This window comes from Acidocella sp. KAb 2-4, from assembly GCF_020567705.1.
GTDB lineage: Bacteria > Pseudomonadota > Alphaproteobacteria > Acetobacterales > Acetobacteraceae > Acidocella.
Genome location: NZ_JAJDJU010000008.1, coordinates 94,346 through 112,204 on the forward strand (window position 1 = coordinate 94,346; position 17,859 = coordinate 112,204).

Sequence of the window (17,859 nt, forward strand, 5' to 3'; positions counted from 1 at the left end):
CTTTCTAGTGTTGCGGCATGACCGATACGGATTTTGATACCGCCCTCGTCACCGCTGCCTTCGCGCTCGGGGCGGAGAAAGGCTGGCGCCATGTGTCGCCCGCCGCTGCCGCCCGCCACGCCGGGCTTGATCTCGCGCAGGTGCGCGCCGCCTATCCATGCACCGGCGCCATCCTGAAAAAATTCGGCCAGATGGCCGATGCGGTGGCGCTCACCAACGCCCTCACCGAAGGCAGCGTGCGCGACCGCCTGTTCGACATCCTGCTCCGCCGGTTCGATTTTCTGCAGGCGCATCGCGCGGGCGTGGTGGCGCTGCTGCGGACCCTGCCATTCTGCCCGCCGCTGGCCTTGGCGATGGCCGAGCTGAACATCGCCTCGATGGGCTGGCTGCTGGAAGGGGCGGGGGTGGACGCCACCGGTCTGCGCGGGGCGCTGGCCAAGCGCGGGCTGCTGGTGGTCTGGGCTTATGGCATCCGCGCCTGGGCCGATGACGAGAGCGAGGACCTCACCGCCACCATGGCGGCGGTGGACAAGGCGCTGGCCCGGGCCGAGGCGATGGTGTCGCGCTTTGGCCGCCAACCCGTTGCAGACCCGGATGCACCTTTGCCGCCAGGCGCATCGCCGCTAGAGTGACCCTGGCCGGGCAGACCGGCAAAAACAAAAGGAGCAGCCCCCATGGCCGATGACAAGAAAAAGACCGCGTCCTTCATGCCGGATTTCGACATCAAGAAGATGATGGGCGAGATGAAGCTGCCCGCCGCGCCGGATATGGACGCCGTGATGGCGGCGCATAAGCGCAATCTGGAGGCGCTGACCGAGGCCAACCGCGTGGCGCTGGAAGGCGCGCAGGCCGTGGCGCGGCGGCATATGGAAATCCTGCAATCCACCATGTCCGGCCTGACCGAGACGCTGAAGGAGATGTCCACCGCGGGCAGCCCCTCCAGCCGCGCCGCCAAGCAGGCCGAGCTGCTGAAGCAGGCTTATGAAAACGCTGTGGCCAACACCAAGGAGTTGGGCGATCTGATCCAGAAATCCAACGCCGAGGCGCTGCAGAAGCTGAACGCCCGCGTCTCCGAGGCGATGGCCGAGGTGAAGGTGCTGTTCGAGAAGAAGTAACCAGGGTTTCCGCCGCCCGCGCCGGGCTTTTCGCCAGCGCGCGGGCGGCCCATAGTGGCGGCCATGTGCGCCGCCCCCTTACTGTTCATCCCCGAAAAACCCACCCCGCGCCCGCTGCTGAAACCGCTGCGGGTGGTCTCCGAATATTCGCCGAGCGGTGACCAGCCCACCGCCATCACCGCGCTCGTGGGCGGCCTTGAGGCGCGGGAGCGCGACCAGGTGCTGCTCGGCGTCACCGGCTCGGGCAAGACCTTCACCATGGCCAAGGTGATCGAGGCGGCGCAGCGCCCTGCTCTGGTGCTCGCCCCCAACAAGACCCTGGCCGCGCAGCTCTACGGGGAGATGAAGGCGTTCTTCCCCGATAACGCGGTCGAGTATTTCGTCTCCTACTACGATTACTACCAGCCCGAGGCCTATGTGCCGCGCTCGGACACGTATATCGAGAAAGACAGCGCCATCAACGAGACCATCGACCGCATGCGCCACGCCGCCACCCAGGCGCTGCTGGAGCGCGGCGATGTCATCATCGTCGCCTCGGTTTCGTGCATTTACGGCATCGGCTCGGTCGAGACCTATTCCAAGATGGTGGTGCGTCTCGAAACCGGCGGGCGTATCGAGCGCGACGCCTTGGCCAAGGCGCTGGTCGATCTGCAATACCGCCGCAATGATGCCGCCTTCACCCGCGGCACGTTCCGCCTGCGCGGCGAAACGGTGGACATCTTCCCCAGCCAATATGAGGACCGGGCCTGGCGTGTCACCCTGTTCGGTGATGAGATTGAGAAGATCAGCGAGTTCGACCCGCTGACCGGCGAGCAGGTGACGGTGCTGGACACGATCTCGATCTACGCCAACAGCCATTACGTCACCCCGCGCCCGACGCTGAATCAGGCGATCACCAAGATCAAGGCCGAGCTGAAGCAACGGCTGGATGAGTTCACCGCCGCCGGCAAGCTGCTGGAGGCCGAGCGGCTCCTGCAACGCACGACCTTCGATATCGAGATGCTGGAAACCACCGGCGTGTGCAAAGGCATCGAGAATTATTCCCGCTATCTCTCCGGCCGCAACCCCGGCGAGCCGCCGCCGACGCTGTTCGAGTATCTGCCCGATAACGCGCTGCTCTTCGTGGATGAGAGCCATGTCACCGTGCCGCAGATCGGCGGCATGTTCAAAGGCGACTTCAACCGCAAATCGGTACTTTCGGAATATGGTTTCCGGCTGCCGAGCTGCATCGATAACCGTCCGCTGAAATTCGAGGAATGGGAGAGTTACCGCCCGCAATCCGTGTTCGTTTCCGCCACCCCCGGCCCGTGGGAACTGGAGCGCACCGGCGGCGTGTTCGCCGAGCAGGTGATCCGCCCGACCGGGCTGGTCGATCCGGTGACCGAGATCCGCCCGGTTGAGCATCAGGTGGATGATCTGCTGGGCGAATGCCGGGCCGTGGTGGCCAAGGGCGGGCGCGTGCTGGTGACCACGCTGACCAAGCGCATGGCCGAGGACCTTACCGAATATCTGGGCGAGCAGGGGCTGAAGGTGCGCTATCTGCACTCGGATATAGACACGCTCGAGCGCATCGAGATCATCCGCGATCTGCGCCTGGGCGCCTATGACGTGCTGGTGGGCATCAACCTGCTGCGCGAGGGGCTGGATATTCCCGAATGCATGCTCGTCGCCATTCTGGATGCCGACAAGGAGGGCTTCCTGCGCTCCGTCACCTCGCTGGTGCAGACCATTGGCCGCGCCGCGCGCAATGTCGAGGGGCGGGTGATCCTGTATGCCGACACGCTGACCAATTCGCTGAAGACCGCCATCGCCGAGACCGAGCGGCGCCGGACCAAGCAGATCGCCTGGAATGAGGCGCATGGCATCACGCCCCAAAGCGTGAAGAAGAATATCGGCGAGGTCATCCACTCAGTGTTCGAGCAGGATTACGTCACGGTCGCGCCGGTCAAGGACTCGGCGGCCGACGAGTTCGTGGGCAAGGATCTCGGCGCCGTCATCGCCACGCTGGAGACGCGCATGCGCAAGGCGGCCGGGGATCTGGAATTCGAGGAGGCTGCCCGGCTGCGCGACGAGATCAAGCGGCTGGAGGCGCTGGCTCTGGGGCTGGCGCCGCCGCCCATGCCGCGCTCCTCGCCACGGCCGCGCGGGCCCACGCCGCTCGGCCCCGGCGGCGGCGGTTACGACCCGGCCAGCCGCAAGGGCAAGGGCCGGGCCAAGCGCCCGCGCTGAGCCTCGCGGCGAATTGCGTTGCTCCGCCGCGCCCGCGGGCCTATCCTCGGCGTAACAAACAAGGAGGTTGGGTCATGCTCCGGCGTCTTCTGGTCACATCCCTGGCGTTCACCATGGCGCTCACCCCGGCGGCGCGGGCCGATAGTCCGCAACCCGAGCCGGCGGCGCTCAGCAAGTTGCAGCAGATGGTTGATAATCTCGGCTACACCACGCAGCTCGCCAGCGACAAGCAATCCTTCGCCATCCAATGGAACGGCGATTACGACTACCGGGTGCATTTCGACCTCTCGCAGGATGGTTCGCTCGGCTACGCCTATGTCGATATCGACACCTACAAGAGTGACGACCTCGCCAAACTCAATCTGGTGAAGCTGCTGGAGGCGAGCGATGTCGGCGATTTCTATTTCTCGATGGAGAACGGCGCGGATGGCGAGACCCTCTATGCCAACGCCATCATCCCGCTGAACAGCCTAACACCTCAGAATTTGCGCGGCACGCTGCAGGGCATGAACGACAAGCTCAGCGCCAGCGCCCAGACTTGGGACACCAGCCAGTGGAAGAAATGACGGGGGCGGATGGGGTTTGACGGCAGGCGGGCCAGGCGGGAAGATGCGGGCATGAAATCAGCTCTTGCCCTGCTTGCCCTGCTGCTTCCCGGACTCGCCCAGGCCGACGGCCTGACCGGCCAGCACGCGCTCTACACGCTCACCCTCTCCAAACTGCGCACGCATGACATCACCGGCGCCACCGGGCAGATGAGCTTTGACGTGGTGGATGGCTGCACCGGCTGGGCCACGACCCAGCATATGACGCTGATCCTGCGCAATACCGATGGCACGCTGAACAAATCGGTGAGTGATTACATCACCTGGGAGAGCAAGGACGGCAAGACGCTGACCTTCACCCTGCGCGAGAGCGATAATGACGGCAAGGAGCAGATCGACGATGCCGGCACCGCCACGCGCAACCCCGATGGCAGCGGGCTGGTCACCTACACCACCCCAGCCAACACCATGCTCAAGCTGCCCAAGGGCACGCTATTCCCGATGATGCATACCGAGGCGCTGCTCGCCGCGGCCCGGGCGGGTAAGAAATTCATCGCCCCGCCGCTGTTCGACGGCACCTCCGCCGATGGCGCCCAGGCCACCTTCGTCACCGAGCTAGGCAGCCACCCGGCGGAAAAGATGGATTGGCCGGTGCTGGACAAGATCCCCAGCGCGGATGTCGATATCGCCTTTTTCTCGCGCAAGAATGACGACGAGACGCCGAATTTCCGCACCTCGATGCGCTATTTCGAGGATGGGGTGGCGACCAATCTGGTGCTCGATTTCGGTGATTTCGAGATGACCGGCAAGCTCACCAAGCTGAGCATCCCGCCCTCACCCTGCAAAGGCCAGTAACCGCCCCCGCGCCATGCCGGCGCGGGGTGGCGGCATTCACACCGAGAAATATTTGGCGTGCCGGTTGAGCACGACGATGGCGCTCGTCGATTGCTCGGGGTGGAGCTGGAACTCGTCGGATAGCGACACGCCAATGCGCTCCGCCCCCAGCAGCTTCAGCAATTGCTCCTGGTCCTCCAGCTTGGGGCAGGCGGGGTAGCCAAAGGAGTAGCGCGAGCCGCGATAGGATTGCTGCAACAGCTTGTCCATGTCGCGGTCATCCTCGGCGGCGAAGCCCAGCTCGGCGCGGATGCGCTTATGCGTGTACTCCGCCAGCGCCTCGGCCATCTCCACCGAGAAGCCGTGCAGGTAGAGATAATCCTGATAGCGATGATCCTCGAACCAGGCGCGCGCCACTTCCGAGGCGCGTTGCCCCATCGTCACCACCTGCAACCCGATCACGCCGCGCCCATCCTCGATATCGGGTAGGAAATCGGCGATGCACTCGCCATCCTGGCGCGGCTGGCGGGGCAGGGCGAAGCGTGCGGCTTCGGTCGTGCCGTCCTGCTCGAACAGCACCAGATCATTGCCCTGGCCGGCGGCTTTCCAATATCCATAGATCGCCTGCGGGTGCAGGATCTGCTCGGCCTCGCAAATGTCGAGCATGCGTTTCATCACCGGGCGCAGCTCGTGGCGCGCCCAGCCCATGAACTCCTCCAGGCTCTTGCCCTGCTTGCGGAAGCCCCATTGGAACTGGAACAGCGAACGCTCGTTAATGAACGGCACCACGGCCTTGGGCGCGGCCTCGATCACCTTGGCGCCCCAGAAGGGCGGGGCGAGCGCCGGCTCCTCGGCGTTCAACCGGCGGCGGCGGGTCTGCACCTCCCGCACATCCACGGGGGCGAAGGCGGCTGCGGCGGCGGTGCCCAAGGTGCGGCGGGTGTTGCGTGCCTTGCCCGCGCGCTTGGCCTGGATCGCGGCGAGGTAGTCGTCGAACCCGTTGGAGGTGATGCGGTCCATCAAATGCAGCCCGTCGAAGGCGTCGCGCGCATAGGCGACGCGGCCGCTTTCATAGGCGGCGACGCAATCTTCCTCGACATAGTTGCGCGTCAGCGCCGCGCCGCCCAGCACCACCGGAATATCCAGCCCCTGGCGGGACATTTCCTCCAGGTTCTCGCGCATCACCACGGTGGATTTCACCAGCAGGCCGGACATGCCGATGGCATGGGCGCGGTGCTCCTTGGCCGCCGCGATCATATCCGCCAGAGGCACCTTGATGCCGAGATTGATGACCTTGTAGCCGTTATTGGTGAGGATGATATCGACAAGGTTCTTGCCGATGTCATGCACGTCGCCCTTCACGGTGGCCAGCACCATGATCCCGCGCTCCTCGCCCGCCACGCGCTCCATCAGCGGCTCCAGATGCGCCACCGCGGCCTTCATTGTCTCCGCCGATTGCAGCACGAAGGGCAGTTGCATCTTGCCCGCGCCGAACAGTTCACCCACCACCTTCATGCCGTCGAGCAGGATGGTGTTGATGATGTCGAGCGGCTTGTAGCTTTGCAGCGCCTCGTCGAGATCGGCTTCCAGCCCCTTGCGGTCGCCGTCCACGATGCGGTCCTTCAGCCGCCCCTCCACCGTTTCCGCGCGCTTCTTCTTGGTGGCGTCGGCGGCCTTGCGGTCGGCGAACATCTCCAGCAGCTTTTGCAGCGGGTCGTAGCCCTCCGCGCGGCGGTCATAGATCAGATCCTCGCAGACCTTTACCTCTTCCGGGTCGATCAGATGCAGCGGGCGGATCTTGCTGACATGCACGATCGCCCCGGTCATGCCCGCGCGCACCGCGTGGTCGAGGAACACCGAGTTCAGCACCGCGCGCGCGGCGGGGTTGAGGCCGAAGGAGATGTTGGACAGGCCAAGGATGATCTGGATATCCGGAAACTCGTCGCGGATCGCCTTGATGCCCTCCAGCGTCCACAGGCCGAGCTTGCGGTCATCCTCATTGCCGGTGGCGATGGTGAAGGTCAGCGGGTCGATCAGCAGATCGGACTGCGCCAGCCCGTAGCGGTCGCAGGCGAAATCGACCAGGCGGCGCGCGATGCGCAGCTTGTCCTCCGCCGTCTTCGCCATGCCCACCTCGTCGATGGTGAGCGCGATCACCGCGGCGCCGAATTTCTTCGCCAGCGCCATGCGGTCGGCGGCATGGTGCTCGCCATCCTCGAAATTGATCGAGTTGATGATCGGCTTGCCGCCATGCAGCTTCAGCGCCGCCTCGATCACCGGCGTCTCGGTCGAGTCGATCACCAGCGGCGCGTTCACCGAGGCGGTGAAGCGGGTGATCACCTCGTTCATCTCCGCGATCTCGTTGCGTCCGACGAAGGCGGTGCAGATATCCAGCGCGTTGGAGGCTTCCGCCACCTGCTCGCGGCCCATCGCCACGCAGCCATCCCAGTCGCCCGCTTCCTGCAGCTCGCGCCATTTTTTCGAGCCATTGGCGTTGCAGCGCTCGCCGATGGAGAAATAGGAATTCTCCTGGCGCAGCGGCACGGGCGCGTAGAGGCTGGCCACCGAGGGCACCCAGTGGAATTTCCGCGCCACCGGCGCCGGGCGCGGGGCGCCAAGCTTGCGCAGCATCGCATCCAGCGCCTCGATATGCGGGATGCTCGTGCCGCAACAGCCGCCGATCAGGTTTACCCCGTCCTCGACCACGAAACGCTCCACCCAGCTCGCCATTTCCTCGCCGCCGAGGGGGTAGTGGGTCTTGCCGTCCACCAGCTCGGGCAGCCCCGCATTGGGCTGCACGGAGATCTTGCCCGGCCAGTTCTGGCTCAGCCAGCGCACATGCTCGGCCATTTCCTGCGGGCCGGTGGCGCAGTTCAGCCCCATCAGCGGCACATCCAGCGCGTGGATGACGGTGGCGGCGGCGGCGATATCAGGACCGACCAGCAGCGTGCCGGTGGTTTCCACCGTCACCTGCACGAAGATGGGGATATCGCGCTTGGCCGCGGCCAAAGCCCGCTTGGCGCCGTTTACCGCGGCTTTGATCTGCAGCGTGTCCTGGCAGGTCTCGATCAGCAGCGCGTCCACCCCGCCCGCGAGGAGCCCCTGCGACTGCACGAACAGCGCCTCCTCCAGCGGGTCGTAGGCGATGTTGCCCAGGCTCGGCAGCTTGGTGCCCGGCCCGATGCTGCCCACCACCCAGCGCTGGCGCCCATCGGCGAAGGACTCGGCGGCCTCGCGCGCCAGCTCGCCGGCGATTTTGTTGATCTCGAAGGCGCGGTCGGTGAGGTCAAACTCGCCCAGCGTGATCGGCGAGCCGCCGAAGCTGTTGGTCTGCACCATGTCCGACCCGGCGGCGTAGTAGCCGCGATGGATCTCGCGCACGAGATCCGGGCGCGACAGGTTCAGCACCTCGGTGCAGTTTTCCCGGTCCCAGAAATCCTTTTCCAGGTCGAGTGTGAGCGCCTGCACGCGCGAACCCATGCCGCCGTCGCAGAGCAGGACGTTTTTGGAGAGAGCTTCGAGAAGATGTGGCCGTGACATGCTTGTCAGATACACCGCCTTGCCCCCATGTCCAGCCAATGAGTGCAGATAGCCGTATTCCCGTGGTGTTCGGGCAACAGCCGGGGGCGCAGGATGTGGTGCTGGCGGAGGAGGGGGTTGCCGTTGCCCCAGCTCTGCGTGTGCGCCGGTTCACCGCCGCGCTGCCAGGGCATCTGGCGGGCTGCGCCTGCTGCGTGCCGCGCGGGGCGGGGGGCGAGGCGCTGGCCAAGCTGTTCCGTGACCGCGCCACCGGGGCGGTGCCGTATTTCAGCCGTGTAGTGGTGCTGGCCTCGCCAGCCGGGAGGGCGGCGATCCGCGCCGCGCTGGAGGACGATGCCCTAGCCCGGGCGCGCTACCGGCTGGGTTAGGTCGTACCCTGGGGCATTGCCCCGGAATCGCGGCTCAACAGCGTCGCCAGCCAGAGCCTTCGCCGGCGCCGCTCAGGCTTGGCGGGCGAGGAGGGTTGCGTTTGCGCCTCTGCCGGGGCGGCGGAAAGCGCCATTGCCAGCTTGGTGACGTGGTAAGCCGCATCCGGGTTACGCTTGAACATAGCGCGGATAATGGCGTCTGCCTCGACATCCACCGGCCCCTCAGCCTTGCTCATCACCCGGCTGAAAAACGCGAGAATGTCCATATGCTCTTCGCGTGTCATACGCCTTTTAGGTAACAACACCCGCGCTCAGGCAAGTAAGATTTTCGTGTATGGAGGGGAATTCACGTCTGCGGCAGGGAGCGTACGGATTCGTACACGTACATCAAAGACCCGCCGCGCATGAAGGTCGCGCTCTCGGCCATCCCGATGCTGCCCAACACCGCGCGCGAGGCGAAATTCTCCTCCCGCGCCACCGCGATCACCCGCGTCAGCCCGGCTACGCCATGCGCGTAGTTGAGCGCGGCGCTGGTGGCCTCGCTGGCCAAGCCGACTCCGCGCGCATCCGGCAGAAAAGCAAAACGCAGCGCCACGCCGCGCCCGTCTGGCCGGTGCATCAGCGCCGTCATGCCCAGAAATTTGCCCCGCCGCGCGCGCACAACCCACATGCCGAAGCCGAACCGGCCCCAATCCTGGATGTCATGCGCCAGATCCTCGGCGGCCTGCACCGGGCTGCGCACCCCACCCAGCATCAGCGCATAGGCGCGCGGGTCGCCCTTCAGCCGCACCAGATCGGGCAGGTCCCAATACCCCACGGGCGTCATCCGCAGCCGCGCGGTGGTCACCACCCAGGCGGATGAAACGCTCATTCCGGGGGCGGCTTACCGCGTCAGCGGGCGGTATTTGATGCGGTGCGGCTCGGTGGCGTCCTGGCCCAGGCGGCGGCGCTTATCCTCCTCATAGGCCTGGAAATTGCCCTCGAACCATTCGACATGGCTGTCACCCTCGAAGGCCAGGATATGCGTGGCCAGACGGTCGAGGAACCAGCGATCATGCGAGATGATGACGGCGCAGCCGGGGAATTCCATCAGCGCCTCTTCCAGCGCGCGCAGCGTGTCCACGTCGAGGTCGTTGGTCGGCTCGTCGAGGAGAATGACATTCGATTCCGACTTCAGCATCTTGGCCAGATGCACGCGGTTGCGCTCACCACCCGAGAGGATGCCGACCTTCTTCTGCTGGTCCGAACCCTTGAAGTTGAACGCGCCCACATAGGCACGCGAGGCCACTGAACGCTTGCCGAGATAGATGACATCCGTGCCGCCCGAGATTTCCTCCCAGACGTTTTTGTTCGGGTCCAGGCTGTCGCGGGACTGATCGACATAGCCAAGCTTCACGGTCTCGCCGATCTTGAGCGCGCCGGAATCAGGCTTCTCCGTGCCGATGATCATCTTGAACAACGTGGATTTGCCGGCGCCGTTCGGGCCGATCACGCCGACAATGCCGCCCGGCGGCAGCTTGAAGTTGAGGTTCTCGATCAGTTCGCGGTCGCCGAAGCCCTTGCACAGATCCTGCGCCTCGATGACCGTGCCGCCCAGACGCGGGCCGGGCGGGATGACGATTTCCGCCACGCCGGTCTGCAGCTCTTGCGATTTTTGCAGCATTTCCTCGTAGCGCTGGATACGCGCGCGGGACTTGGTCTGGCGCGCCTTGGGGCTGGCCGAGATCCATTCCTGCTCTTCGGCCAGAGCACGCTGGCGGGCGGATTCTTCCTTCTCCTCCTGAGCCAGGCGCTTCTGCTTCTGCGCCAGCCAGGCGGAGTAATTGCCCTCATACGGGTAGCCCCGGCCGCGCTCGATTTCCAGGATCCAGTTGGTCACGTTGTCCAGGAAGTAGCGGTCATGGGTAATCAGGATCACGGTGCCGGTGTAGTTGGCCAGCGTGCGCTCCAGCCAAGCCACGGACTCGGCGTCCAGATGGTTGGTCGGCTCGTCGAGCAGCAGCAGGTCCGGCTTTTCCAGCAGCAGGCGGCACAGCGCCACGCGGCGGCGCTCACCGCCCGAGAGCGGCTTGACGTCGGCATCCGGCGGCGGGCAGCGCAGCGCATCGAGCGCAATCTCGATCTGGCGGTCCAGGTCCCAGCCATCGGCGGCGTCGATGATTTCCTGCAACTGCGCCTGTTCGGCCAGCAGGTCGTTCATCTTGTCGTCGTCCATTGGTTCGGCGAATTCTTCGGAGATGGCGTTGAAGCGGGAAATCGCCTTGCGTAGCTCGGCGAATGCCTCGGCCACATTCTCGCCCACGGTCTTGGTGGGGTCGAGCTGCGGCTCCTGCGCCAGATAGCCCACCTTCACGCCCTCGGCGGCCCAGGCCTCGCCGCCATATTCCTTGTCGATCCCAGCGATGATCTTCAGCAGAGTGGATTTACCGGCGCCGTTCACGCCCAGCACGCCGATCTTCACGCCCGGCAGGAAGGAGAGGGTGATGCCCTTGAACACCTCGCGCCCGCCCGGATAGGCCTTGGTGAGGTCCTTCATCACATAAACATACTGGTACGATGCCATCGCGCGCGTCCTTAAACTCTGGTTGCGCTGGGTATAGTTTGGCGCCCGCGCAGGGGCAACATGCCAGCGTCAGTCGCGCCGAGCTGTCCGATTTTTAAGGGGGGCGGTGTGGATTTCCTGCTAAATCCCGAAGGTCATGGGCGGCCGGGGCAAAGCGCCGCCGCCGAAGCTGCACTGCCAACAGACAGGACAGGATGCCATGCCAGACAATATCGAAACGGGGGCGATGCGCCCCGCGTTCCCGCCACTGCCCGAGGTGGCCAGCGCTGCGGCCCGGTTACGCGCCGATGTGGACAAGCTCCAGCCCGACCATCTGGATGAGACTTACGCCCTGCTGGCCGAGACGCATGAGGCGATCCTCGCCGCCTGGCGGACAAATCCACACTGCCAAGCCTTGCTGGAGGCGCTGCGGGCCGAGCTGATCGCGCTGGTGGACGAGTATCATGCCTATGCCGCCCGCGCCCTGCCCGTGAACGGCTATATGTACGGCATCTCCGATGAGGCGGTGCGCTGCGACACCCAGGCGGATGTGATGCTGGACGAGGTGCGCCATTTGGAATCCGAGGCGGCGGCACTGAACGGCAGGCGGCATTAGCGGGAAATGGTGCGCCGGGCAGGATTCGAACCTGCAACCAAACCGTTATGAGCGGTCCGCTCTAACCGTTGAGCTACCAGCGCCTGTCCCATTTTGGGTTGCGGCACCATAGCTTGCGCCGCCGCGTTGGCAAGAGACCCTGGCACGGGCTATACGCGCCCCAGTGCAACAGGGAGACCCAGCAATGGATGTGAGCAAGATTTCCGCCGGCAAGGACGTGCCCCGCGACATCAACGTGGTCGTGGAGATCCCCGCCGGTTCGGGCGTGAAATACGAGATCGACAAAGAGAGCGGCGCGCTGGTGGTGGACCGCGTGGTGTTCACGCCGATGACCTATCCGGCGGCCTATGGCTTCATCCCCAACACCCTGGCCGATGACGGCGACCCGGCGGACGCGCTGGTGCTGCTGCCGACCGCCGTGGTGCCGGGCGCCGTGATCCGCTGCCGCCCGATTGGGCTGCTGCAGATGGAGGACGAGTCGGGCCAGGATGAGAAGATCATCTGCGTACCGCACGACAAGGTGCATCCGCAATTCTCCGAGGTGAATGAGGTTGCGCAGCTCCCCGCCATCACCCGCGATGTGATCAAGCACTTCTTCGAGCACTACAAGGATCTGGAGAAGGGCAAGTGGGTGAAGATCACCGGCTGGGCCGACCGCGCCGCCGCCGAGGCGGCGATTACCGCCAGCCTGGCCCGCGCCGGCAAATAAGCCGCCACCCGCTGGAAAAAAAGGGGCCCGAACAGGGCCCCTTTTTGCGTGCCGGGATTGTAGGCTCAGACGAGCCTGGTGCGCCTCACCACTAGCCGCACGGCGATATTGATGGCGAGCACCACCAGCATCACCAGGAAGGCCGCGGCATAAGCCAGGGCGTGGGAATGCGCGTCCGGCTGATCGATGAAGGTCCAGATCACATAGGTCAGATACGCCACCGGGGCGTGGGTGAAGCGGCCATCCCAGGTGAAATCAGACCAGCCGGCGGTGTAAATCAGCGGCGCGGTCTCGCCCACCGAGATGGCGAGGCCGAGCAGCGCGCCCGTGATCACGCCGGCGGAGGCGGCGGGCAGCACCACCTTGAACACCACCGTATGGTCCTTGGCGCCGAGCGCATAGGCGGCCTCGCGCATCGGGTTTGGCACTTGCTGCAGGGCAAGCTCGGTGATGCGCGCCAGATAGGGCACGATGAGGATGGCGATGGTGATGGCGGCCGCCGCGAGCGAGAAGCCCCAGCCGAAGCCGATGATGAAGACGATATAGGCGAAATAACCCAGCACGATCGAGGGGGTGCCGGTGAGCACGTCGGAGAGGAAGCGGATTACCCCGCCCAGCCGGTTCTTGCCGTATTCCGAAAGATGGATGCCCGCGCCGATGCCGATGGGCACGGCGATGAGCATGGCGAACAGGGTGATGATGAAGGTGCCCTCGATGGCGTTGAGCAGGCCATTGGCCGTGCCGCTGGTGGTTTGGGTGAACAGCTTGCCCGACAAAGCGGCAACGCCGTGCACGGTCACCACGCCGACGATATCGACGAGCGGGGCGATGACCAGAGCCAGCGCCAGACCGCAGGCCACCCAGCCGAGCTTGCTGATGGTGAGGCGGCGCAGCTCCTGCGCTGAACGCGCGACCTTAAGACTGGCGCTTGCGGACATTGAGGGCTCCGGAGGAAAGCAGTTTGGCGGTGGCGTTCACGGCCAAGGTAATGAGGAACAGCACCAGGGCGATCTCGGAGAGCGTGCGCACCGACATGTTGGTGGGGTCGGATTCGGCGCTGTCGAGCTGGCTGACGATGAACGAGGCGATGGTCGAAATCGGGCTGAACAGCGAGGTCGGCAGGATATTGATGCCGCCGCCCGAGACCATCAGCACCGCCATGGTTTCACCCAGCGCGCGGCCCAACGCCAGCACGATGCCGCCGATCAGAGTGGTTCGCACCATTGGCAGCATCGCCTTGGCCACCACCTCGAAATGCGTGGCCCCGAGGGCAAAGGCCGATTCGCGGTTTTCTTTGGGCACTTGCAGCAAGGCGTCATAGAGGGTGGAGGCGATGATCGGCGTGATCATCAGCGCCAGCACGACAGAGGCCGCGAGCAGCCCGTAGCCATTGCCGCTGGGGCTGAGATAGCGGCCGATCAGCGGGATCAGCACCGTGATCCCCCAGAGGCCGAACACCACCGAGGGCACCACCGCCACCAGCTCGACCAGCATGGACAGCGCCGGGCGGATGCGGTGCGGCACGGCCTCGGCCAGGAAGATGGCGGCACCGACGGAGAGTGGTACGGCGATGAGGATGGCGAGGCCCGAGGAGGCAAGCGTGCCGGCAATGAAAACAAGAATACCGTAATTGGCGCCGGGCGGTACGGAAATGCCGCTTACCGTCACCGGGTCGCTATACAGATCGCCCAGGTTCCAGCTGATCTGGGTCATGAAGTGCAGGCCGTTGAACAGGATCGCCTGACCTGAATACGCCACCAGAAAAAAAACGACCGCGACAAGCGCGGCGGGAATCAGCAGACTGAGCAGCAGGACAGAAACGCGAAACGGCCTGAATTTCATTGTTCACCGTGCGGGCAAAAATGGATCCCCTTCCGGCTGGAAGCCGGAAGGGGTGTTTAGGCGTATTACTGGATTTTGTCGACCTGAGCCTGCGACAGGGCCTTCACCGCCGCCGGCAGCGGCAGGAAGTGCACCTTGCTCATGAAGCTCATGTTGTTGCCGTCGTTCAGCGCCCAACCCAGGAAGTCACGGATGGCCGAGCCGATCGCCGGGGCGGGCTGGTGGCTGCTCACGATCGCATATTCGTAGTTCACGATCGGGTAGGCGTTCTCACCGGGGGTGAAGACGATGGAGATACGCTCATCAGCCGGGGTGCTGGCAGCCACCGAAGAGGCGGCGTTGCCAATGGTCTCGGCGGTCGGCAGCACGTATTCGCCATGCTTGTCGAGCAGCGCGGCTTGGCCGAGGCCAGCCTTGGCGGCCTGATCGGCGAAGGAAACGCCGATGTAAGCGATGGAGTACGGGTTGGCGGCGGCGGCGGTCACCATGCCCGAGTTGCCGTTGGCACCGATCGCGGTGGACACGGCCGGCCAGGAAACGGTGGTGCCGTAATGCAGGGTGGAGGCCCAGCCGGCATCAGAGAACGCCAGGTATTGGCTGAAGATGAAGGTGTCGCCCGAGCCGTCCACGCGGTGGATGGGGATGATCACATGGTCCGGCAGAGCCACGCCCGGGTTGGCGGCAGCGATCGCGGGGTCATTCCACTTGGTGATCTTGCCCTCATAGATGCCGGCCAGGATCGGGCCGGAGAGCTTCAGATTCGTCACGCCCGGCAGGTTGTAGTTCACCGCCTGCGAGGAGATGGCGAGCGGGATGCTCAGCATTTCCGGGTGCGCCTTCACCATCGCGTCGGAGAGATAGGCGTCGGAGGCGCCGATCTGCACCAGGCCCTTGATGGACTGGGCGATGCCGGCGCCAGAGCCGGTGGAGGTGGTGGTGATGTCGGCGCCGGGATGGGTGGCGGTGTAGGAGGGAACCCACAGGTTGAACAGCGGGTAGAGCAGGCTCGAGCCGCTCTCGACCAGCGGCACGGAGGTCTGGGCATGAGCGGCGCCAGCGGCGGTCGCAATCGCCAGCGCGGCAACGCCGGAGCGGAGGAGGTTGTTGAGAATCTTCACGTTCGCGTTCCTTTGGTTGAGTCCCAGCGGGATCCCTGTTCGGGCAGCGGGGAGCTTTCCCGCTGAGCCCCGCAATAATTGATGAGTGTGACAATGGCGACGGGGTTTGCGTTGCAGTTCAATGACATTTGTCCTGGCGCGGGCATTGCCGCGCGCCGCCTGAGGCCATAAACGCGGCTGATGCCGCCCCGCCCGCCGTCCGCATTGTCACACAAGGCGTTGTTTCTGGCGTTTTTCGAAGCCGGGATTTTTGGCTTTGGCGGCGTGCTGCCAATCGCCCGGCGGGTGTTGGTGGAGCGGCGGCGCTGGCTGAGCCAATCCGAATTCAACGAGCTGTTCTCGCTCTGCCAGACCCTTCCGGGAGCCAATATGGTTAATTTCGCCTTCGCCTATGGCGCGCGCCAGCGCGGGGCGGGCGGCGCCGTGGCGGCGGTGCTCGGCATCATGGCGGCGCCGATGGCGCTGGTGATGCTGTTTGGCGGGCTGTATGCGCGTTATGGCGGGTTGGCGCCGGTGCGCCACGCCCTGGCCGGGCTGGCCGCGGCGGCAGCCGGGCTAATGCTGGGGGCGGGGGTGAAGATCGCGGCGCCGGTGCTGCGTTCGGTGCGGCATGCCGCGCTGGTGGCGGTGGTGCTGGCGCTGGTGGCGCTGGCCCATTGGCCGCTGGTGCTGGCGATGCTGGCGGTGCTGCCGGTGTCGCTGCTGCTGGCGTGGCGGGCGGCGCGATGACGGCGCTGACGCAGCTGGCGCTGCTCTTCGGCAAGCTCTCGCTGGTGGCGGTGGGTGGGGTGAACGCCGCCGTGCCCGAAATCGCCCGGCAGGTGGTGGCGCAGCGCCATTGGCTGAGCCCGGCGCAATTCGTGCAGCTCTACGCCATCTCCAACGCCGCGCCAGGGCCGAATGTGATGATCTCCACGGTGATCGGCCAACATGTCGCGGGCGTCGCGGGCGGCATCGTGGCCACGCTGGCGATGATCCTTCCCGCGGGCTTGGTGGCGATTTTGGTCAGCCGCTATTTCGCGCGGCACGAATCGGCGCGCTGGCGGCGTGTGGTGCAGGCGGCACTCTTACCGGTCACGGCCGGGCTGGTGCTGGCGGCGGGCTGGGTGCTCACCGCGCAATCGGTTTCCGGCTGGCTCACGGGCGCCATCGCGCTTGGCTGCGCCGGGCTTTCCTGGCGGGGGCGGCTGCACCCGCTCTGGCTGTTGGGCGGCGGCGCGTTGCTGGGGCTGCTGCTGCTTTAGCGCAGGTGCTCGGCGAAGAAGGCAAGGCTGCGCAGCTCCGCCAGCTCCCAATCCTTGCGGCTGTAGCTGGCCCGGGCGTCGCAGCCGAAGCCATGTTCCGCGCCCTCATACACATACACGTCGATGCCCGGCTGTGCCTTGCGGATGGCCTGGATGTCGCTCAGCGGGATGGAGTGGTCGATCTCGCCGAAATGGAGCTGCGCCGGGCAGGTCGGGGTGAGGTCCTTCTGCGCCGCGATGCCCGCGCCATACCAGCCCGAGGCGGCCCAGAACTTGTCGGTCTTGCAGGCGGATAGCCAGGCTAGCGTGCCGCCCCAGCAATAGCCGATGATGCCCACGGGCTTGCCGCCAAACGCCGCCGCCGTGGCTTCGAGGTTGAGCAGCGATTGCGCCTCGGGGATCTGATCGCGCAGGGCGCGGCCTTTGGCGATGCCCTCGGCATCGTAGCCCAGCTCGACATTGCGTTCCACGCGGTCGAACAGTGCCGGGGCGAGCACGCGGTAGCCGAAACCGGCCAGCCGCTCGGCCACCGCGCGGATATGCGAGTTCACGCCGAAAATCTCCTGCACCACCACCAGTCCGCGCGGGGCATTCACGTTGCCAGCCTCGAAAGCGCTGAATTTGTGGCCATCGGCGGCGGTCAATTGCAGCATTGGCGTTTCCTTAAGGGTTTGTTGTTATTTTGCGTATACCGCGAAGTCGCGCGCCAGAGTCGCATAAATTTCGCGCTTGAACGCCACCGCCAGGGCGGGCAGATCGGCTAGATTCACCCATTTCCAGTCCTCGAATTCCGGATGGGCGTGCGCGTCGAGCCGGATGTCCTCATCGCGCCCGGTGAAGCGCAGCGCGTACCATTTCTGCTTCTGGCCGCGATATTTGCCGCCCCAGGCGACTCCGAGCAGCGCGGGCGGCAGGTCATATCGCAGCCAGCCCGGATGCTCACCCATGATCTCGGCCTTGCCGGTGCCGACTTCTTCTTCCAGCTCGCGCAGCACGGCCTCGCGCGGGTCCTCGCCCGCGTCGATGCCGCCTTGCGGGAGCTGCCACGCATCGGGCACGCCGATGCGCTTGCCGACGAACACGCGGCCATCAGGGCTGAACAGCACCGCGCCGACATTGAGCCGGTAGGGCAGGGAGGCGTGATCCGTCATGCCCGC

At 65.4% G+C, this 17,859-nt stretch carries 19 protein-coding genes and 1 tRNA gene; 10 read left to right on the forward strand and 10 right to left on the reverse strand.

Features of this window, described 5'->3' with window-relative positions:
* Positions 1-17 precede the first annotated feature (17 nt).
* The 5 genes from LI953_RS07535 to LI953_RS07555 all read left to right on the forward strand — a co-directional run bounded on the left by LI953_RS07535 (position 18) and on the right by LI953_RS07555 (position 4,744).
* Complete coding sequence (locus LI953_RS07535; RefSeq protein WP_227075430.1) at positions 18-632, forward strand: TetR family transcriptional regulator; 615 nt, start codon at positions 18-20, stop codon at positions 630-632.
* Positions 633-674: 42 nt separating this feature from the next.
* Entirely contained in the window at positions 675-1,115 is a 441-nt protein-coding gene (locus LI953_RS07540) for a phasin family protein (RefSeq protein ID WP_227075431.1), read from the forward strand.
* Between the two features lie 63 nt (positions 1,116-1,178).
* Positions 1,179-3,344 (forward strand): excinuclease ABC subunit UvrB, encoded by a 2,166-nt coding sequence (uvrB, locus tag LI953_RS07545; protein WP_227075432.1) that lies wholly within the window; start codon positions 1,179-1,181, stop codon positions 3,342-3,344.
* 74 nt (positions 3,345-3,418) lie between these two features.
* On the forward strand, positions 3,419-3,910 hold the full coding sequence (locus LI953_RS07550) for a hypothetical protein (RefSeq protein ID WP_227075433.1): 492 nt from the start codon (positions 3,419-3,421) through the stop codon (positions 3,908-3,910).
* Between the two features lie 51 nt (positions 3,911-3,961).
* Positions 3,962-4,744 (forward strand): EipB family protein, encoded by a 783-nt coding sequence (locus LI953_RS07555; RefSeq protein WP_227075434.1) that lies wholly within the window; start codon positions 3,962-3,964, stop codon positions 4,742-4,744.
* A 36-nt stretch (positions 4,745-4,780) separates the two neighbouring features.
* On the opposite strand, the gene metH is transcribed toward LI953_RS07555, so the two are convergent.
* Positions 4,781-8,263: a methionine synthase gene (gene metH, locus LI953_RS07560; protein WP_227075435.1), complete on the reverse strand. Its 3,483-nt coding sequence runs from the start codon at positions 8,261-8,263 to the stop codon at positions 4,781-4,783.
* A 38-nt stretch (positions 8,264-8,301) separates the two neighbouring features.
* Between metH and LI953_RS07565 the strand changes: the two genes are divergently transcribed.
* A complete protein-coding gene (locus tag LI953_RS07565) occupies positions 8,302-8,631 on the forward strand; it encodes a hypothetical protein (RefSeq protein WP_227075436.1) in 330 nt (109 codons plus the stop codon).
* Here the strand turns inward: LI953_RS07565 and LI953_RS07570 are convergent.
* From LI953_RS07570 to ettA, 3 genes are all read right to left on the reverse strand, one after another.
* Positions 8,628-8,915 (reverse strand): hypothetical protein, encoded by a 288-nt coding sequence (locus tag LI953_RS07570; protein WP_227075437.1) that lies wholly within the window; start codon positions 8,913-8,915, stop codon positions 8,628-8,630. The genes LI953_RS07565 and LI953_RS07570 overlap by 4 nt on opposite strands.
* Positions 8,916-8,977: 62 nt before the next feature.
* Complete coding sequence (locus tag LI953_RS07575; protein ID WP_227075438.1) at positions 8,978-9,502, reverse strand: GNAT family N-acetyltransferase; 525 nt, start codon at positions 9,500-9,502, stop codon at positions 8,978-8,980.
* Positions 9,503-9,514: 12 nt separating this feature from the next.
* Positions 9,515-11,194, reverse strand: a complete 1,680-nt coding sequence (ettA, locus tag LI953_RS07580) for an energy-dependent translational throttle protein EttA (protein WP_227075439.1) — start codon at positions 11,192-11,194, stop codon at positions 9,515-9,517.
* Positions 11,195-11,393: 199 nt separating this feature from the next.
* Here ettA and LI953_RS07585 point away from each other — a divergent pair, with 199 nt between their 5' ends.
* A complete protein-coding gene (locus tag LI953_RS07585) occupies positions 11,394-11,789 on the forward strand; it encodes a hypothetical protein (protein WP_227075440.1) in 396 nt (131 codons plus the stop codon).
* A gap of 7 nt (positions 11,790-11,796) precedes the next feature.
* Here LI953_RS07585 and LI953_RS07590 read toward each other — a convergent pair.
* Positions 11,797-11,872 (reverse strand) — tRNA-Ile (locus LI953_RS07590).
* A 101-nt stretch (positions 11,873-11,973) separates the two neighbouring features.
* On the opposite strand from LI953_RS07590, the gene ppa reads away from it, so the two are divergent.
* The gene (gene ppa / locus LI953_RS07595) at positions 11,974-12,498 is read left to right on the forward strand and encodes an inorganic diphosphatase (protein ID WP_227075441.1); all 525 of its coding nucleotides are present in this window, start codon (positions 11,974-11,976) and stop codon (positions 12,496-12,498) included.
* Positions 12,499-12,563: 65 nt separating this feature from the next.
* Here ppa and pstA read toward each other — a convergent pair whose 3' ends face one another.
* From pstA to pstS, 3 genes are all read right to left on the reverse strand, one after another.
* Complete coding sequence (gene pstA / locus LI953_RS07600) at positions 12,564-13,436, reverse strand: phosphate ABC transporter permease PstA (protein ID WP_227075442.1); 873 nt, start codon at positions 13,434-13,436, stop codon at positions 12,564-12,566.
* Complete coding sequence (pstC, locus tag LI953_RS07605) at positions 13,414-14,340, reverse strand: phosphate ABC transporter permease subunit PstC (protein ID WP_227075443.1); 927 nt, start codon at positions 14,338-14,340, stop codon at positions 13,414-13,416. The genes pstA and pstC overlap by 23 nt, the downstream gene beginning before the upstream one ends.
* A 65-nt stretch (positions 14,341-14,405) precedes the next feature.
* Positions 14,406-15,458 (reverse strand): phosphate ABC transporter substrate-binding protein PstS, encoded by a 1,053-nt coding sequence (gene pstS, locus LI953_RS07610; protein ID WP_227075444.1) that lies wholly within the window; start codon positions 15,456-15,458, stop codon positions 14,406-14,408.
* 180 nt (positions 15,459-15,638) lie between these two features.
* On the opposite strand from pstS, the gene LI953_RS07615 reads away from it, so the two are divergent.
* Positions 15,639-16,187, forward strand: a complete 549-nt coding sequence (locus LI953_RS07615; RefSeq protein ID WP_227075445.1) for a chromate transporter — start codon at positions 15,639-15,641, stop codon at positions 16,185-16,187.
* The gene (locus LI953_RS07620) at positions 16,115-16,702 is read left to right on the forward strand and encodes a chromate transporter (protein ID WP_227075446.1); all 588 of its coding nucleotides are present in this window, start codon (positions 16,115-16,117) and stop codon (positions 16,700-16,702) included. Before LI953_RS07615 ends, LI953_RS07620 begins: the two co-directional genes overlap by 73 nt.
* Here LI953_RS07620 and LI953_RS07625 read toward each other — a convergent pair.
* Both LI953_RS07625 and LI953_RS07630 read right to left on the reverse strand, forming a co-directional pair.
* Positions 16,699-17,355, reverse strand: coding sequence for a dienelactone hydrolase family protein (locus LI953_RS07625; protein ID WP_227075447.1), 657 nt, complete (start codon positions 17,353-17,355; stop codon positions 16,699-16,701). The two genes, LI953_RS07620 and LI953_RS07625, sit on opposite strands and share 4 nt — an antisense overlap.
* A 24-nt stretch (positions 17,356-17,379) precedes the next feature.
* Positions 17,380-17,853, reverse strand: coding sequence for an RNA pyrophosphohydrolase (locus LI953_RS07630; protein WP_227075448.1), 474 nt, complete (start codon positions 17,851-17,853; stop codon positions 17,380-17,382).
* Positions 17,854-17,859: the final 6 nt, after the last annotated feature.